Source organism: Amycolatopsis sp. 195334CR (assembly GCF_017309385.1).
Taxonomy (GTDB): Bacteria; Actinomycetota; Actinomycetes; order Mycobacteriales; family Pseudonocardiaceae; genus Amycolatopsis.
The window spans coordinates 492,940-507,901 of sequence record NZ_JAFJMJ010000001.1 but is presented as its reverse complement, the minus strand read 5'-3'; the positions used below and the strand labels follow the sequence as shown (position 1 = coordinate 507,901).

The 14,962-nt window shown below is 71.1% G+C and carries 17 protein-coding genes; 10 read left to right on the top strand and 7 right to left on the bottom strand.

The features are described 5' to 3' along the window. Positions 1-19 precede the first annotated feature (19 nt). Positions 20-451, top strand: a complete 432-nt coding sequence (locus JYK18_RS02445) for a hypothetical protein (RefSeq protein ID WP_206800164.1) — start codon at positions 20-22, stop codon at positions 449-451. 41 nt (positions 452-492) lie between these two features. On the opposite strand, the gene JYK18_RS02440 is transcribed toward JYK18_RS02445, so the two are convergent. Then, on the bottom strand, positions 493-651 hold the full coding sequence (locus tag JYK18_RS02440; RefSeq protein WP_206800162.1) for a hypothetical protein: 159 nt from the start codon (positions 649-651) through the stop codon (positions 493-495). An 85-nt stretch (positions 652-736) separates the two neighbouring features. After that, positions 737-1,561 (bottom strand): DegV family protein, encoded by an 825-nt coding sequence (locus tag JYK18_RS02435; RefSeq protein ID WP_206800161.1) that lies wholly within the window; start codon positions 1,559-1,561, stop codon positions 737-739. Positions 1,562-1,826: 265 nt separating this feature from the next. Here JYK18_RS02435 and JYK18_RS02430 point away from each other — a divergent pair, with 265 nt between their 5' ends. The 7 genes from JYK18_RS02430 (at position 1,827) to mnmA (ending at position 9,156) form a co-directional block, all read left to right on the top strand. Next, on the top strand, positions 1,827-2,615 hold the full coding sequence (locus JYK18_RS02430) for an electron transfer flavoprotein subunit beta/FixA family protein (protein WP_206800159.1): 789 nt from the start codon (positions 1,827-1,829) through the stop codon (positions 2,613-2,615). A 21-nt stretch (positions 2,616-2,636) separates the two neighbouring features. Continuing rightward, positions 2,637-3,596 carry an electron transfer flavoprotein subunit alpha/FixB family protein gene (locus JYK18_RS02425; protein ID WP_206800157.1) on the top strand — a complete coding sequence of 320 codons (960 nt, stop codon included), beginning with the start codon at positions 2,637-2,639 and terminating at the stop codon, positions 3,594-3,596. A 187-nt stretch (positions 3,597-3,783) separates the two neighbouring features. Next, positions 3,784-4,566, top strand: a complete 783-nt coding sequence (locus JYK18_RS02420) for a GNAT family N-acetyltransferase (protein WP_206800155.1) — start codon at positions 3,784-3,786, stop codon at positions 4,564-4,566. Further along, positions 4,563-5,438 carry a 1-acyl-sn-glycerol-3-phosphate acyltransferase gene (locus JYK18_RS02415; protein WP_242578916.1) on the top strand — a complete coding sequence of 292 codons (876 nt, stop codon included), beginning with the start codon at positions 4,563-4,565 and terminating at the stop codon, positions 5,436-5,438. The genes JYK18_RS02420 and JYK18_RS02415 overlap by 4 nt, the downstream gene beginning before the upstream one ends. A gap of 34 nt (positions 5,439-5,472) precedes the next feature. Next, entirely contained in the window at positions 5,473-6,831 is a 1,359-nt protein-coding gene (locus JYK18_RS02410) for an MFS transporter (RefSeq protein WP_206800152.1), read from the top strand. A gap of 44 nt (positions 6,832-6,875) precedes the next feature. After that, positions 6,876-8,066 carry a cysteine desulfurase family protein gene (locus JYK18_RS02405; RefSeq protein ID WP_206800150.1) on the top strand — a complete coding sequence of 397 codons (1,191 nt, stop codon included), beginning with the start codon at positions 6,876-6,878 and terminating at the stop codon, positions 8,064-8,066. Between the two features lie 4 nt (positions 8,067-8,070). Then, positions 8,071-9,156, top strand: a complete 1,086-nt coding sequence (mnmA, locus tag JYK18_RS02400; protein WP_206800148.1) for a tRNA 2-thiouridine(34) synthase MnmA — start codon at positions 8,071-8,073, stop codon at positions 9,154-9,156. A 28-nt stretch (positions 9,157-9,184) separates the two neighbouring features. Here mnmA and JYK18_RS02395 read toward each other — a convergent pair whose 3' ends face one another. Both JYK18_RS02395 and JYK18_RS02390 read right to left on the bottom strand, forming a co-directional pair. Further along, positions 9,185-9,631, bottom strand: a complete 447-nt coding sequence (locus tag JYK18_RS02395; protein ID WP_206800146.1) for a GNAT family N-acetyltransferase — start codon at positions 9,629-9,631, stop codon at positions 9,185-9,187. After that, positions 9,628-10,077: an Lrp/AsnC family transcriptional regulator gene (locus tag JYK18_RS02390; RefSeq protein ID WP_206800144.1), complete on the bottom strand. Its 450-nt coding sequence runs from the start codon at positions 10,075-10,077 to the stop codon at positions 9,628-9,630. The genes JYK18_RS02395 and JYK18_RS02390 overlap by 4 nt, the downstream gene beginning before the upstream one ends. 68 nt (positions 10,078-10,145) lie before the next feature. Here JYK18_RS02390 and JYK18_RS02385 point away from each other — a divergent pair, with 68 nt between their 5' ends. Next, on the top strand, positions 10,146-11,066 hold the full coding sequence (locus tag JYK18_RS02385) for an SMP-30/gluconolactonase/LRE family protein (protein ID WP_206800142.1): 921 nt from the start codon (positions 10,146-10,148) through the stop codon (positions 11,064-11,066). Here the strand turns inward: JYK18_RS02385 and JYK18_RS02380 are convergent. The 3 genes from JYK18_RS02380 to JYK18_RS02370 all read right to left on the bottom strand — a co-directional run bounded on the left by JYK18_RS02380 (position 11,020) and on the right by JYK18_RS02370 (position 13,813). Then, positions 11,020-12,066 (bottom strand): MBL fold metallo-hydrolase, encoded by a 1,047-nt coding sequence (locus tag JYK18_RS02380; RefSeq protein WP_206800140.1) that lies wholly within the window; start codon positions 12,064-12,066, stop codon positions 11,020-11,022. The genes JYK18_RS02385 and JYK18_RS02380 overlap by 47 nt on opposite strands. Before the next feature lie 7 nt (positions 12,067-12,073). Further along, positions 12,074-12,883 (bottom strand): phospholipid scramblase-related protein, encoded by an 810-nt coding sequence (locus tag JYK18_RS02375; protein WP_206800133.1) that lies wholly within the window; start codon positions 12,881-12,883, stop codon positions 12,074-12,076. Positions 12,884-12,979: 96 nt separating this feature from the next. After that, positions 12,980-13,813 (bottom strand): nitrilase-related carbon-nitrogen hydrolase, encoded by an 834-nt coding sequence (locus JYK18_RS02370; RefSeq protein ID WP_113693774.1) that lies wholly within the window; start codon positions 13,811-13,813, stop codon positions 12,980-12,982. Positions 13,814-13,938: 125 nt separating this feature from the next. Here JYK18_RS02370 and JYK18_RS02365 point away from each other — a divergent pair, with 125 nt between their 5' ends. Continuing rightward, positions 13,939-14,955, top strand: a complete 1,017-nt coding sequence (locus JYK18_RS02365) for a methionine synthase (RefSeq protein WP_206800132.1) — start codon at positions 13,939-13,941, stop codon at positions 14,953-14,955. Positions 14,956-14,962 lie beyond the last annotated feature (7 nt).

Here is a 14,962-nt window from a genome sequence, read left to right as displayed (position 1 = left end):
GCTACCCAGTCCAAAGGTCATGCAGTCGACATTCACCCGCGCCACGCTGGCGCTGTTCGCACTGGTCGGATTCGTCACCGGGGTCTGGGCGTGCTTCCTCCCGGACTCCTTCTACCTGGACTTCCCCGGCTTCCGCAGCGGCTGGGTCTCGGCCGACGGGCCGTTCAACGAGCACCTGATCCGCGACGTGGGGGCGATGTTCCTGGCGCTGGGCGTGATCGCCGCGGGCGCGCTGGGCATGAAGACCACCAGCGCCGCGCGCCTGGCGGGGGCGGCGTGGCTCGTGTTGAGCGTGCCGCACACCACGTACCACCTGGTCCACCTGCACGTGCTGGAGCCGGTGGACCAGGTGCTCAACGCGGTCGGCCTGGTCGCGGGCACGCTAGCCGCCCTGGCCGTGTTGCTGTTACCGGGCAAGCGACGCGCCCCGGTGGCAGCTTCAGCCCAGTAGGGCGCGACCTCGCCCGCCCCGCCGGAGGCGGGGCCAAAGACTCAGTAACGCGGTTTGCCCTTGCCGCGCAGCTTGCCGAGCGCGTCCTTGGCCTGCTGGCGCTTGCGGGGATCATTGGCGTACTGCTTGACCTGCGCGATCGTCCGCCTGCCCTGCGGGCTCCTGGCGAACCGCGTGATCTTCTGGAACAGCGATGCCATCTCGGTCCTCTCCTGCGCGTGGCGGTTTGTCCGGTTCATCAGAACAACGAACCGCGGGTCCACGCGGTTCCCGGGAGGTACCCCGTCACCCGGCCGGGGAAACGGTGATGCCCAGCGCGCCCGGCCCGACGTGCGCGCCGATGATCGTGCTGGCTTCGAGCGTCATGGTCTCGCGCACCTCCGGCATCCGCCGGCGCAGCTGCTCGGCCAGTTCCAGCACGCGCTCGTCGTCGCCGAAGCGGACCAGTGCCACGTCCACCGGCTTCCCGCGCGCCTCCCGGGTGGCGAGGTCGACCAGCTTGTTCAGCGCGCGGCGGCGGCCGGGCACCCTGGACAGCGGCGCGACCTCGCCCTCGCGCACGGTCAGCAGCGGTTTGAGCGCCAGCGCGCTGCCGACCATCGCCTGCGCCGACCCGATCCGCCCGCTGCGCTTGAGGTACTCCAGCGTGTCCACGTACAGCAGTTCCTTGCTGGTGCGGAACCGGTACTCGGCGGCCTCGATCACCCGGCGCGGGTGCGCGCCCGCCGCGGCGGCCCGTGCCGCCGAGAGCGCGGCGAAGCCGAGGCTCATCCCGGTGGTCCCGCTGTCGAGCACGTGCACCGGGATCTGCACCTGCTGCGCGGCCTCCCTGGCCGCCTCCACCGTGGCGGACATGCGCCCGGAGATGTGGATGCTGACGATCGCGGTGGCCCCGCGGCTCATCGCGTCCTGGTAAGCCCAGAAGAAGGCACCCGGATCGGGCGGCGAGGTGGACACCTCCTGCCCCGCCCGCATCGCGGCGAGCAGGTCGGCGCGCGCGAAGCGCTGCTCGTCGTCGAGCCGATCCCCGACGTGCAGCTGGACCTGTGCGATGCCGATGTCCCACTGCTCGGCCAGCTGCTCCGGCAGGCAGGCGGTCGAGTCGGTCATCACGGCTACGTGGTTCACCACAGTCAGGCAGGCTAACCCCGTTGCGTCCAAATGGTGTAGCCCCGATGCCACTGGATGGGATGGAACACACACCGTACGCAGTCGGCCGGGAAGTAACGGGACGATCGTCCCGATTTTTGGCTCATCCAGGTGAATGCGGTCACCTCAGCGCGCGGGCGCACCCCGGTCTGCGCTTAACTACCGGCGAGTACAGCCCTGCGGGCGCGCTGAGGCGCCCGAAGTAACGGGAGGTCGTGAAGGACCCATGACGAACATCGTTGTCCTGGTCAAGCAGGTGCCCGACACCTACTCCGAGCGCAAGCTCAGCGAGTCCGACCACACCCTTGACCGCGAGTCCGCCGACGCGGTGCTCGACGAGATCAACGAGCGTGCGGTCGAGGAAGCGCTGAAGATCAAGGAAGCCGGCGAGGGCGAGGTGACCGTGCTCGCGGTCGGCCCGGACCGCGCCACCGACGCGATCCGCAAGGCGCTCTCGATGGGTGCCGACAAGGCCATCCACGTCTCCGACCCGGCGCTGCACGGCTCCGACCTGCTCGCCACCGCGAAGGTGATCGCCGCCGCGGTGCGCAAGGTGGAGAACGTCGATCTGGTGATCGCCGGCAACGAGGCCTCCGACGGCCGCGGCGGTGCGGTACCCGCGATCGTGGCCGAGCTGCTCGGCCTGCCGCAGCTCACCCACGCCCGCCAGCTGACCGTCGAGGGCACCTCGGTGAAGGTCGACCGCGAGACCGCGGACGAGGGCCTGACCCACCTCGAGGCGAGCCTGCCGGCGCTGGTCAGCGTCACCGAGAAGATCAACGAGCCGCGGTACCCGTCCTTCAAGGGCATCATGGCCGCGAAGAAGAAGCCGGTGGAGACGCTCACCGTCGCCGACCTCGGCGTCGACGCGGGCGAGGTCGGCCTCGGCAACGCCTGGTCCGCCGTGGTGGAAGCCGCGCCGAAGCCCCCGCGCACCGCGGGTGAGCGCGTCGAGGACGACGGCGACGGTGGCACGAAGGTCGCCGAGTACCTGGTCGGCCAGAAGATCATCTGAGACTGAGGAGACGAGATAAACATGTCTGAAGTTCTGGTCCTCGTCGACCACGTCGACGGTGAGGTCAAGAAGTCCACGCTGGAGCTGCTGACCGCGGCCCGCGCGCTCGGCGAGCCGTCGGCCGTGGTGGTCGGCGAGCCGGGTTCGGCCGCCAAGGTCAAGGACAGCCTGGCCGCCTACGGTGCCGCGAAGGTGTACGTGGCGGAGTCCGCCGACGCCGCCGGTTACCTGGCCACGCCGAAGGTCGACGCGCTCGCGCTGCTGGCCGAGAAGGCGTCCCCGGCCGCGGTGCTGGTCTCCGCGACCGCGGAGGGCAAGGAGGTGTCGGGCCGCCTCGCCGCGCGCCTGGACGCCGGCCTGCTGATCGACGTGGTCGGGGTCAACTCCGACGGCACGGTCGACCAGTCGGTCTTCGGTGGCGCGTACTCGGTGAAGGCCAAGTCCGCCAAGGGCACGCCGGTCATCTCGGTGCGTCCCGGTGCGGTCGAGGCCGAGCAGGCCGACGGCGCCGCCGCGGAGGAGGCCGTCGAGCTGCCCGCGGTGGACCCGGCCAAGTCGGCCAAGATCACCGGTGTGGAGCCGATCGTCGGTGGCGACCGCCCCGAGCTGACCGAGGCCTCGATCGTGGTCTCCGGTGGCCGCGGCGTCGGTTCGGCCGAGAAGTTCGACGTGGTGGAGAAGCTGGCCGACTCGCTCGGCGCGGCCGTCGGCGCCTCGCGTGCCGCGGTCGACTCCGGCTACTACCCGGCGCAGTTCCAGGTCGGCCAGACCGGTAAGACGGTCTCGCCGCAGCTGTACATCGCGCTGGGTATCTCCGGCGCGATCCAGCACCGGGCCGGCATGCAGACCTCGAAGACGATCATCGCGGTCAACAAGGACCCCGAGGCGCCGATCTTCGAGATCGCCGACTTCGGCGTGGTGGGCGACCTGTTCAACGTCGCCCCGCAGCTGACCGAAGCGGTCGCCAAGCGCAAGGGCTGACGCTCACCGGTTCATTGCTATGAGTGGGGCATTACTTGCGTTGATTGCAAGTAATGCCCCACTCATAGCATTCAGGCCCCTGCCGGCTACCTGAGAGGAGGCTGAGAACCCGCTATTAACTGAACGTGCACCGAGTCGCCACCGCGTGGCTCTCCCGGTGGTTCTTCCCGGGCGTAGACCTACGGGTATGACTCGATCACAGCTGCTCGTCAGCACTGATCAGGCCGGTGCCGAGCTGCCGGCGGGTGCCCCCCGCTATTCCCTCCTCGTCGCCAACGACAACGAAGAAGTGGTCGCCGCCCAGCGCCTGCGCCACCGCGTTTTCGCCGAGGAAATGGGCGCCACCCTCCACTCGCCCGAACCGGGTCTCGACATCGACGCGTTCGACCGGTTCTGCGACCACCTGGTGGTCCGCGACGACAACAGCGGCGAGATCGTCGGCACCTACCGGATGCTGCCGCCCGAGCGCGCCGCCGAAGCCGGGCGCCTCTACTCGGACACCGAGTTCGACCTGACCGCGCTCGCCGACCTCCGTCGCTCGCTGGTCGAGACCGGCCGCTCCTGCGTCCACCCCGACCACCGCAGCGGTGCCGTGGTCAGCCTGGTCTGGGCCGGGATCGCGCGCTACATGCTGCTGTCCGGCCACCGCTACCTGGCAGGCTGCGCCTCGGTGCCGCTCACCGACGGCGGGAGCTACGCCGCGGGCGTCTGGGACCTGTTGCGCACCAAGCACTACGCGCCCGAAGAGCTGCGCGTGCGGCCGTTGAACCCGTGGCACAGCGACGACGTGGCCCGCCCGTCCCGGTCGGTGCTGCCGCCGCTGATCAAGGGGTACGTCCGGCTCGGCGCCAAGGTGTGCGGCCCGCCCGCGCTGGACGCCGACTTCGGCGTCGCCGACTTCCTGGTCCTGCTGGACCTGCAGAACGTCGACGAGCGCTACCTGAAGTTCTTCCTCGGGACGAACGGATGAGTGCCCGGCACGCGTGGATGCCGCCTTCGCCGTGCGGTGACCACTGCCTCACCACCGGCGAGCCGACCGTCCACTTCGTCCGCCGGATCCTCCGCTTCACCGCGGCGATCCTGATGGTGCTGACCGCGCTGGCCGCCGTGCCCGCCCTGCTGGTGCTGCGCGGCCGCGCGCTGGACCGCTTGGTGCGCATGGTGTTCGGCGGTGTGCTGCGGTCGTTCGGCATCAAGCTGGTGGTGCACGGCGGCGCCGATCTCGCCGCCGACCCGGCCCGTGGCGCGCTGGTGGTGAACAACCACATCTCCTGGCTGGACATCGTCGCGATCAACGCGGTGCGCCCGATGCGCGCGCTGGCCAAGCGGGAGATCGCCGGCTGGCCGGTGCTCGGGTTGCTGGTGGCCAAGGCGGGCACCATCTTCCTGGACCGCGAGCGGCTGTCCACACTGAAGTCCACAATGGACGAGCTGGCCGCGGCGCTGCGCGGCGGCTCGCTGGTCAACGTCACCCCGGAGGCCACCACCTGGTGCGGTCGCGCCTCCGGCCGGTTCACCACGGCCACCTTCCAGGCGGCGATCGACGGCGGGGTGCCGGTGCGCCCGATCGCGTTGCGCTACCGCCTCGCCGACGGCCGGGAGACCACCTGGCCCGCGTTCATCGGCCCGGAGTCCCTGATCGACTCGCTGCGCCGGGTGGCCCGGTTGCGCGGGCTGGTGCTGGAAGTCTTCGTCTGCCCCGAAATCGCGCCCGGTCGCGCGGCGGACCGCCGCGAGCTGGCCGGGATCGCCGAGGCCGCGGTGTCGGCCGCGCTCGGCACCGTCTCGATCCCCGCTCAACGCCGTCGCAAGGTCGCCCTGCCGCCCGTGAAGGTGAGTTGACCTCCACCGAGGTGGAGATTGTTGACTGGGTGGCATGACCGACACCCTGGCCCCGGGTCGCGGCGTGCTCTGGACCAGGGAGCACCGCGTCACCACCACCGGCATCCTGCTGGTGATCACCCTCGTCGCGTTCGAGAACATGGGCGTGGCCACCGCCATGCCGACGATGGTCGCCGAACTCGACGGCACCGCGCTGTACTCCTGGCCGTTCACCTCGTTCCTGGTCGCCAGCGTGGTGGCCACCGTGCTGTCCGGCAGGCTGGGCGACGCGCGCGGCCCGAAGCTGGGGCTGCTCAGCGGGCCGCTGCTGTTCCTGGCCGGGCTGGTGGTCGCCGGTACCGCGGTGAGCATGCCGCTGCTGCTGCTCGGCCGCGTGCTGCAGGGCTTCGGCTCCGGGCTCGTGCTGGTGGCGGTGTCCCTGCTGATCGGCCTGGTCTACACCGATCGCGAACGCCCGGTGATCTACGCGGCGAACGCGGCGGCGTGGGTGCTGCCCGGGGTGATCGGGCCGTCGATCGCCGGGCTGGTCACCGAGCGGTTCGGCTGGCGCTGGGTGTTCCTGGGGCTGATCCCGCTCGTCGGCATCGCGGTCGTGCTGCTGCTTTCGGTGGTGCGGCGGATGGAACCGCACGTGCCGGGGGAGACCGAGCGGCGCGCGGGCGTGCCGTCGGCGGTGGTGGTGGCGATCGGGGTCGCGGCGCTGACCTGGGCGGCGCAGCACCCCTCCCCGCTGGCGCTGGTCTACGGCGCGGTCGGGGCGGTGGCGCTGGTGCTCTCGCTGCGGCGGCTGCTGCCACCCGGCACGCTGACCCTGCGCGCCGGGCTGCCCACCGTGGTCGGTGCGCGGGCGCTGCTTTCCGGTGCTTTCTTCGGTATGGAGGCGTTCCTGCCGCTGACGCTGAGCAGCGTGCACGGCTACAGCCCGGCCGCGGCCGGCCTGCCGCTGACGGTCACCGCGCTCGGCTGGTCGGCCGCGTCGATGCTGCAGGGCCGGTACCCGGACTGGTCGCGGGAACTGCTGCTGCGCACCGGGTTCGCGCTGGTCGCGGTCGGGGTCGGCACGTTCGTGTTCGTCGCGCAGCCGTGGGCCCCGGGCTGGCTCGCCTACGCCTGCACCGCGATCGGCGGCGCGGGCATGGGGCTGGCGATGCCCTCGGTTTCGCTGCTCCTGCTGCGGTTCTCGCCGGTCGCCGAGCGCGGGTTCACCATGTCGGCCAGCCAGCTGGGGGACTGGGTCGGCTCGGCGCTGACCGTGGGCTTCGGCGGGGTGCTGCTGACCGCGCTGGGCCCGGTCGAGCGGCCGTCCGCGGCGATGGCCGTGGTCGGGGCGTCGATGGCGGGGGTCGCGCTGATCGGCTACCTGGCCACCCGGCGCTGGCCGGAACGAGGGTAGGTGAGCATCGTCACATGCCCTCCGGGGCTACCCTGGAGGGTGCGATGACCTATCTCGACCACGCGGCGACCACCCCCATGGTGCCCGCCGCCGTCAAGGCGATGACCGAGGCATTGTCCACCGTGGGCAACGCCTCTTCGCTGCATTCCTCGGGCCGCCGGGCACGGCGGCTGGTCGAGGAGGCCAGGGAGACGGTGGCGACCGCGCTGGGCGCCCGGCCGTCCGAGGTGATCTTCACCGGCGGTGGCACGGAGAGCGACAACCTGGCGGTCAAGGGCATCTTCTGGGCGCGCCGGGCCGCCGACGAGCGCCGCCGCCGGATCGTGGTCAGCTCGGTCGAGCACCACGCCGTGACCGACACCGTGGAGTGGCTGGCCGCGCACTCCGGTGCCGAGATCGACTGGCTCCCGGTGGACGAGACCGGCCGGGTCGAGCCGTCGGTGCTGCGCGCGGCCGTCGAACGCGAGCCCGCCGACATCGCGCTGGTCACGGTGATGTGGGCGAACAACGAGGTCGGCACGGTCAACCCGATCGCCGAGCTCGCCGCGATCTGCGCCGAGCACGAGATCCCGCTGCACACCGACGCGGTGCAGGCGGTCGGCGGCGTGCCGGTCTCCTTCGCCGAGAGCGGTGCCGCCGCGCTGACGCTGACCGGGCACAAGGTCGGCGGACCGTACGGCGTCGGCGCGCTGCTGCTCGGCCGCGACACCTCGTGCACGCCGGTGCTGCACGGCGGCGGGCAGGAGCGCGACGTGCGGTCCGGCACGCTGGATGTGCCCGCCATCCACGCTTTCGCGGTCGCCGTGCGGGCGGCCGTCGAGTCTCAGCCCGAGCACGCGAAGCTGCTCGGCGAACTGCGCGACGAACTGGTCACCGCGGTGCTGCGCGAGGTGCCGGACGCCCGGCTCAACGGGCACCCCGAGCACCGGATCCCCGGCAACGCGCACTTCACCTTCCCCGGGTGCGCCGGGGACAGCCTGCTGATGCTGCTCGACGCCAAGGGCATCGAGTGCTCCACCGGTTCGGCGTGCACGGCCGGGGTGGCGCAGGCGAGCCACGTGCTGCTGGCGATGGGCGCCGAAGCGGCGGCGGCCCGCGGTTCACTGCGGTTCTCACTGGGGCACAACTCGACCCGCGAGGACGTGGCCGCGCTGGCCGCGGTGATCGGCGGGGTGGTCGCGCGGGCGCGGCAGGCAGGACTTTCCGGGATGCGCAAGGCGAAGGCGGAGGTGTGACGGCATGCGCGTATTGGCTGCGATGAGCGGTGGCGTGGATTCGGCGGTCGCGGCCGCCCGCGCGGTGGAGGCCGGGCACGAGGTGATCGGGGTGCACCTGGCGCTCTCGGCGAAGCCGGGCACGCTGCGCACCGGTTCACGCGGGTGCTGCACGATCGAGGACTCGCGCGACGCCCGGCGGGCTGCGGACATCCTCGGGATTCCCTTCTACGTATGGGATTTCGCCGAGCGCTTCACCGAGGAAGTGGTGGAGACCTTCGTCGGCGAGTACGCCGCGGGCCGGACGCCGAACCCGTGCGTCACCTGCAACGAGAAGATCAAGTTCGAGGCGCTGCTGGACAAGGCGATGGCGCTCGGCTTCGACGCGGTGGCCACCGGGCACTACGCCCGGTTGTCCATTGTGGATGGTGTGCCTTCGTTGCGCCGGGCGGTGGACTCGGGCAAGGACCAGTCCTACGTGCTCGCTTCGCTGACGCCGGAGCAGCTGCGCCACTCGATGTTCCCGCTGGGGGACTCGTGGAAGACCGAGGTGCGGGCCGAGGCGGACCGGCGGGACCTGGCGGTGGCGAACAAGCCGGACAGCCACGACATCTGCTTCATCCCGGACGGGGACACCAAGAGCTTCCTGGAAAAGCGCCTCGGTGCGCGGCCGGGTGACCTCGTCGACGCCGAGACCGGCGCGGTGCTGGGGCGGCACACGGGGGTGCACGGGTTCACCGTGGGGCAGCGGAAGGGGCTGGGCATCGAGGCCCCGGCGCCGGACGGGCGGCCGCGGTACGTGCTTTCGCTGGAGCCGGTTTCGGGCACGGTGAAGGTCGGTTCGCAGCGGGATCTGGGCGTGCACCGGATCGTGGCGGATCGTCCTGTTTGGCCTTCGGAACCGCTGGACGGGCCGACGGAGTGCGTGGTGCAGGTGCGGGCCCACGGGGGCCTGGCTCCGGCGGTGGCGGAAGTGGTGGGGGACGAGGTCCGGGTGGAGTTGCGGGAGCCGTTGACGGGGGTGGCTCCTGGGCAGGTGGTGGTGTTGTACCGGCCGGATTCGGGCGGGGATCTGGTGTTGGGGAGCGCGAAGATCTCCGGTACGGGGTAGTTCCGCCACATTCGTGACATGGCGCCTCTCAGAGCGCGAGTTTGAAGCCGGTGTGGGTGGGGGCGAAGCCCAGGCGTTCGTAGAAGCGGTGCGCATCGGTGCGCCGGGTGTCCGAGGTGAGCTGGACGATCACGCACCCCCGTGCCTTCGCCTCGTCGATGGCCCACTGGATCAGCGTGGTCCCCAGGCCGGTACCCCGCTGGCTCGAGTGCACGCGGACGCCTTCGATCTGCCCGCGCGAGGCGCCGGTCCTGGCCATGCCGTGGATGATCGACAGCTGCAGCGTCCCCACCGCTTCACCGTCCACATCGGCCACCACCAGCAGTTGGTTCGGGTCGGCGTCGATGGCGTCGAAGGCGGCGTAGTACGGCGCCAGATCAGCCGGGGTCTCCCGGCCGGCGCCGATGTCGTCGTCGGCCAGCAGGTGGGCGATGGCGTCGACGTCGTTCCGCTGGGCTCGCCGGATTGTGGTCACGTGCCGGAGTATTCCACGTGCACCGGCCGCTCGAAGAACGTTTCCAGCACCACCGTCGCCTCCGTGCCGCTGACCCCGTCGATCTCGTACAACCGGCGCAGAACGCCCTGCAGTTCCTCGGTGCCGCGCGTGCGCACCTTCAGCACCAGCGTCGCCGCGCCCGCGACGATGTGGGCCTCTTCGATCTCCGGCACGGCCGCGAGCGCGTCGTGCGTGTCGCCCATCCAGGCGTTCGCGTGCACCTGGACGTAGGCGAGCACCCCGTAGTCCAGCGCCACCGGGTCGACCTCCACCGTCGTCCGGCGGATCACCCCGGCGTCGCGCAGTTTCCGCACCCGCTCGTGGGCCGCGCCGCTGGACAGGCCGACGGCCCGGCCGAGCGCCGCGTACGACTGGGTGGCGTCGCGTTGCAGTTCCTCCAACAGTCGCCGGTCCACGTCATCCATGCCTTGACCATATCTCATTCAGCCATATGCTTGGCACACCGGATGTCATTCAGTAGAAGTGAGAAATTATGGACACGGTTCCGACGGAGCTGGAAGTTCTGGACGAGCGGTTCGCCCGCGTCGGCGGGGACGACCGGCTGGAACGGCTGTACGAGGGCACGCGCTGGGCCGAGGGCCCGGCCTACTTCCCGGCCGGCCGCTACCTGGTCTGGAGCGACATCCCCAACGACCGCATGCTCCGCTGGGACGAGACCAGCGGCGTGGTCAGCGTGTTCCGCAGCCCGGCGGGGTACACCAACGGCGCCACCGTCGACCCGCGGGGCAGGCTGGTCAGCTGCGAGCAGGGCCACCGCCGCGTCACCCGCACCGAGCACGACGGCTCCGTCACCGTCATCGCCGACACCTACCGGGGCAAGCGGTTCAACAGCCCCAACGACGTGGTCGTCTCGGCCGACGGCGCGCACTGGTTCACCGACCCCAGCTACGGCATCGACAGCGACTACGAGGGCCACCGGGCGGAGAGCGAGATCGGCGCCTGCCACGTGTACCGGGTCGACCCCGGCACCGGCGAGGCCGCCATCGTGGCCGACGATTTCGCGCGCCCCAACGGATTGGCCTTCTCGCCGGACGGTTCCCAGCTCTACATCGCCGACACCGGGGCGAACCACATCCGCGTGTTCGACGTCCGGGACAACGGCACGCTCGGTGGCGGCGCGGAGTTCGCGACCTGCGACGCCGGCCGGTTCGACGGGCTGCGCCTGGACAACACCGGCCGCGTCTGGGCCGCCGCCGGGGACGGTCTGCACTGCTTCGACCCCGACGGCACGCGCCTCGGCAAGCTCAAGGTGCCCGAGGTCGTGGCGAACTTCGTTTTCGGCGGCCCCAAGCGGAACCGCCTGTTCCTCTGCGCCAGCTCGTCGCTCTACTCGCTGATGCTCAACGTCACGGGAGCCGGTACCGCCGGACACCGTCCACATCGGACGCCGTGAGCTCGCCGCGGAAGGCGAGCAGCTCCAGGTGCGCCCCGGTTTCGTTGACCGCGAGGCACTGGTTGAACGCGTCCAGCTCACCGAGTTCGCGCTGCCGCCGCGTCCAGCCGAGCCGCAGCGCGACCTCGTAGGCGGTGCTCGCGCCGTCGGCCACGCGCGAGCCCATCTCGGCGAGGCGGTCGTCGTGGTGCGCCAGCAGTTCGTCGACCCGCGCGTGCACGCTGGGCGTGACCGGGCCGTGCGCGGGCAGCATGCGCCGGTCCGGCAGGCCGCGCACCAGGCGCAGCGAGTCCAGGAACTCCTTGAGCGGCAGTGCCGTGTGGACCGGCTGGAAGCCGATGGACGGGGTGATGTGCGGCAGCACGTGGTCCCCGGTGAACATCAGGTTCGCCGCGTCGTCGACGAAGACCATGTGCCCGGCGGTGTGGCCCGGCGTGTGCACCACGTCCAGCTCACGGTCCGGCAGCACGGTGCGGCGGCCCGGGGTGAGCCACTCGTCGGGCTCCTCCCACAGGTCGGTGTCCGTGCGCGGGCGCTTGTACCCGCCGAACATCTCGGCCAGCGCCTCGATCACCGGCGCGGCCCCGGCCTGGCTCAGCAGCCGGATCTGCGTGTTCATCGGCATGGTCGAGGGATCACCGCTGATCTTCAGCGATTCGCGTTCCCCCTCGCCGAGCGCCACCCGCCCGCCGAACTCGCGGCGCAGCGCCACCGCCTGGGTGTAGTGGTCGCGGTGCACGTGGGTGATCAGGAACTCCGCCACGTCCCCGAGTTCGGCGCCGATCGCCTTGAGCCCGGCGCCGAGCAGTTCGCGGGCCTCCACCAGTGCCCAGCCCGAGTCGACCAGCACCAGCCGGGAGCCGTCGGTGACCGCGTAGACGTTGATCGCCTTCAGCGCGTCGTTGGGCAGCGGCAACGGGATCCGGTAGACGCCGGGCGAAACCGCGTACACGCCGGGTTCCGCCCAGTGCTGGGAACCGTCGTCGGGGGTGAGTTCCATGAAGTCCTTAGTCGGAGTCCTGTTTGAGCGCCGTGTCGATGGTCAGCGCGGCGGCGACCACCATGCTGGCCAGCGGGTCCGGCAGCTGCCGGTGGATCTGCACCACGTAGTTGTCCGCGGTGGTGAAGGCGGCCTTGACGAACCCGCCGAAGGTCTTGGTCACCCTGGCCACCTCCTCGCCGGACTCGTCGCGGATGGAGAAGTTCCACGCGCGCCAGTTCTCCGCGTGGATGCCTCCCACCTTACGAGCACCGACCAGGAAAGCGAACCTGATCTTGCCGATCATGTTCTCCTGCACGATCTCGCCGATCGGCGAGTCGTCGGCCCTGGTGACCAGGAACTTCGACTTGAAGATCTTGCGCGGCCGGGTCACCTTGAGCACCGTGCTGTGGTTGGCGTCACGCACCTCGAACCGGTGCGTGAGGTACTGGTCGTACGCGGTGAGCAGGCGCATCACCTTGCGCAGCGCGCTCTGCCCGACCTGGACCACCCCGCCGAGCCGGTTGCCGTCGGCGTCGAACACGCCGAACTCGTTGGCCAGCTCGATCAGCTTCGCCCGCTGGTTGACCACCAGCACCGGTTCGGTGAACAGCGTTCCGCCGCCACCGCGCACCGCCTGGCCCTTCGTCGCCCTGGCCGCCTGCGCCCGGATCCGGTCCGGGTCGGGCGCGCCCTCGATGTCCAGCTCGATCCTCTCGGCGTCGTGCGGACGCGGGGCCGGGCGGGTCTGCTCGGTCCACCCGGCACCGTCCCACCAGCGCTGCGTGGTGGGATCGGCGCGGTCGGCGTACCAGCCCGGCGGCGAAGAGCTCGTCATGGCGGTTGAGCGTAATGCGAGCACCCCCGCGGTGGCGGTGATCAGGGGATTTACGGAAAATGTCCGTGTTCACCCCGACCGTGCGGACTGGTCGGACTAGTCGGGTCCGCTCTCGTTGATCAGCCGCTCCAGCTCCCGGCGGAGCAGGCCGAGCCGGGCGTCGGCGAGCAGCGGGATCTCCCGGCGGCGACGGCGCACCGCGGTCAGGTCGATGTCCACCAGGGTCAGCGATTCCTCCCAGGTCGGCGCGGTGGCCACCACCGAACCCCACGGGTCGATCACCCGCGAACCACCCCAGAAGCGCACCCCGGCCTCGTCGCCGACCCGGTTCACGAAGATCACCCAGCACTGCTGCATGCGCGCGGTGAACACGAGCAGGTCGTGCCAGTACTCGGCGGGGTCGAACGAGCCGCCGGTCAGCTTGGCCGCGCTGTTGGTCGGCACCACCAGCACCTCGGCCCCGTCCTGCGCGGCCAGCCACGGCAGCATCGGCTGCCAGGCGTCGTTGCAGATCAGCGTGGCGAACCGGCCGTGCCGGGTGTCGAAGGCCCGCATGGTCTGCCCGGGGCTGGCGTGCTTGCGCTCCTCCCAGATCAGGTAGTTCGGGAGGTACAGCTTGCGGTGGTTGTGCACCATCTCGCCGTCGGACAGGTACAGCGCGGAGTTGTGCCTGCGGATCCGGCCGTCCTCGAGCAGACCGATCACCACGTCGGGGCCGTGCTTGGCGAGTTCGGCCAGGCGCGGGTCGTCCGGCCACAGGGAGATGTCCTCGGCGAGTTGCCCGAGCGCGTAGCCGGTGAGGCTCAGCTCGGGGAAGACCACCAGGTCCGCGTCCTGTGCCGCGGATTCCTTGATGAGCTGCTCGGTGCTGGTCAAGTTCCCGTCGACGTCGCCGAGGCGGCAGTCGGTCTGGGCCAGTGCCACGCGCATCGCGGTTTCACCTCCTCGTTGATCATCCGGTAGCTGACTGACCACAGTGTGACTTCCGCACGCCGGGAGCGACAGGCGACGGGGCGACCGTTTACCCGCGTGCAACACCGAGCACAATCGGCCGGGTGAACGAACGAGCATGGCGGGCCGGCGCGGCCACCGGGATCGGATCGATGCCGGGCACCGACGTGACCGAAGCGGCGGCGGTGATCTTCGGCGAACTCGCGGACTTCCCGCACGAACCGGAGTTGCCCGCGCGCGGGGTGGGCGCCGACCTGCTCGGCCGGACCGCCGCGCTGCTGGTGGACCTGGCGGTCGAAGTGGTGCCGTCGGGTTACCGCGTGGCCGCGCGGCCGGGGCACGACCACCGGCGGGCGGTCGACCTGCGCCGCTGGGACCTCGACGCGGTGCAGGAGGCGGCGGGCAAGCCCGAGCTGATCAAGGCGCAGATCGCGGGCCCGTGGACGCTGGGCGCCGGGATCGAGCTCCCGCGCGGGCACCGGGTGCTGACCGATCGCGGCGCGCTGCGCGAGTTCACCGAATCGCTGCTCGAAGGCCTGCGCGGGCACGTCGCCGAACTGAGCGCGCGGACCGGCGCGAAGGTGGTGGTGCAGCTGGACGAGCCGTCGCTGCCCGCCATTCTCGCCGGTTCGCTGTCCACCCCGTCCGGTTACGGCACCGTGCCCGCGGTGCCCGAGCCGGAGGCGCGCGAACTGCTCACGCGCATGGTCGAGGGCGTGCGGTCGATCACCGGGCAGCCGGTGATCGTGCACTGCTGCGCCGACCGGCCGCCGTTCGCGCTGCTGCGCGCGGCCGGGGCCGGGGCGATCGCCTTCGACCTGACCGTTGTCGACTTGTCGTCCGCCGTGCTCGACGAGCTCGGCGAGACCTGGGACTCGGGCGTGGAACTGTTCCTCGGCCTGACCCCGGCGACGCGGTCCGAAAAGAACCTGCGCGCGATCGCCCGTCCCGCCCTGGAACTGGCCGACCGGCTGGGGTTCAACCGCTCGATCCTCACCGAACGCGCGGTGCCGACCCCGGTGTGCGGCCTGGCCGGCGCTTCGGCGGACTGGATGCGGCGGGCGCTTTCGCTGACCAGGGACCTGGGTAAGGCGTTTGCCGAACCCCCGGAGGGCTGGTGACCTAGAG